Here is a 1,471-nt window from a genome sequence, read left to right on the forward strand (position 1 = left end):
CGGCGGGGGTGGCGGCGGGGCCTTGGCCGCACACCCAGCAAGGACCAGGCCGAGCGCGGCAGTCAATGCATAGGCAAGCGCCCGCGTGGGCCGCGCAGAGTGGCGCGCATGCGACATGGCCATATCCCCCTCATGAATTTTCGAAACGTTATTGGCGCTGGCGCGCGGCATTCCCACCATGGATAGACCCCGGATCACGTGCGTGGCGCCCTTTGGTGGAGCGCCAAACCTTTCTGAAAGCTGACTGAAATTGGTAACCTGCTTTCCCGGAAAGGAAAATGCCCGACAACCAAAAAGGTTGCCGGGCACGCAATCTACCGTATTCCCCGCTGGGCAGGCAATGGCGTGATCAGCGACGATCGCCCATCAGTTGCAAAAGCGAGGTGAACATGTTGATGAAGTCGAGGTAGAGCGTCAGCGCGCCCATCACCACGACCTTTTCGGCCATGGCCGTACCCGCCACATAGGCGTACTGTTCCTTGAGGCGCTGCGTGTCATACGCCGTCAGACCGGCGAAGATCAGCACGCCCAGGAAGCTGATGCCCCAAGCGAGGCCCGGCGAGGCCAGGAACAGATTGATCACCGAGGCGATGATCAGGCCGAACAGGCCCATGATCAGGAACGTGCCCATGCCCGACAGGCTCTTGCGCGTGGTGTAGCCAAACAGGCTAAGCCCCGCAAAAGCGCCGGCGGTGGCAAAGAACGTGGCCGCGATCGATGCGCCAGTATAGACGAAGAAGATCGACGAGAGCGACAGACCCATCGCCACGCTGAACGCCCAGAACAGCGCCTTGAGCGTCCCGGTGGAAATCTTGTTGATGCCAAAGCTCATGACCATGACGAACGCGAGCGGCGCCAGTGCGACAACCCAGCGCAGCGGGGTGCCGAACACGGCGGCGGCCATGCCGCTGGTGGCGAACACCAGTGCGACGATGCCCGAGAGCAAGACGCCCGAGGCCATGTAGTTGTAGATCGAAAGCATGTAGCGGCGCAGGCCGGCGTCAAACACGTCGCCACGGCCATAGGCGCCCGACAGGCTCGGAGACGCGCCGAAGCCCGTCTGCGAGGGCCGAGGATCGTTCCAGTTTGCCATGTGCTTGCACTTTCTCCATTGCGGGCAAAAATCGCCCATGGGCACAATATCGGCCTTCCGCGCCCCGCTTTCAAGCGAAACCGGTGCCCGGAAAATGTGACAAAATGTATTCCCGGGCAGTGCCCGCCGATCAGCCGGCGGCGCGGGCTTCCTCGGTCATTTCCGCGCTGCGATCGCGGGCCGCGCGCAGCGTATCGCGCATCAGGCTGGCAAGCCGATCATCGGCATCGAGCACGTCGAGCCCCTTTTGCGTGGTGCCACCCGGGCTGGCAACGCGGCGGGCCAGTTCGCCCGGGCCATGCTCCGACGCAGCCGCCAGCGCCGCGGCGCCATCGACCATGGCCAGTGCCAGGCGATCGGCCTGCGCACGCGGCAGGC

3 protein-coding genes are annotated in these 1,471 nt (G+C 64.0%); all 3 read right to left on the bottom strand.

The features are described from left to right. Positions 1-309, bottom strand: a 309-nt coding sequence (locus H926_RS35285) for a hypothetical protein (RefSeq protein WP_237741172.1), incomplete at its 3' end; no start/stop codon positions are given. Positions 310-349: 40 nt separating this feature from the next. Then, positions 350-1,093 carry a Bax inhibitor-1/YccA family protein gene (locus H926_RS0123135; protein WP_022678353.1) on the bottom strand — a complete coding sequence of 248 codons (744 nt, stop codon included), beginning with the start codon at positions 1,091-1,093 and terminating at the stop codon, positions 350-352. 130 nt (positions 1,094-1,223) lie between these two features. After that, positions 1,224-1,471 (bottom strand): pyrroline-5-carboxylate reductase (locus H926_RS30155; RefSeq protein WP_043611186.1); only part of this gene is annotated, 248 nt, incomplete at its 5' end.

It is taken from the genome of Novosphingobium sp. B-7, from assembly GCF_000410615.1.
In the GTDB taxonomy this organism is placed as follows: Bacteria; Pseudomonadota; Alphaproteobacteria; order Sphingomonadales; family Sphingomonadaceae; genus Novosphingobium; species Novosphingobium capsulatum.

Coding starts and splice junctions, on each gene's coding strand:
- H926_RS0123135 (WP_022678353.1), bottom strand. CDS start 1,093: ATGGCAAACTGGAACGATCCTCGGCCCTCGCAGACGGGCTTCGGCGCG.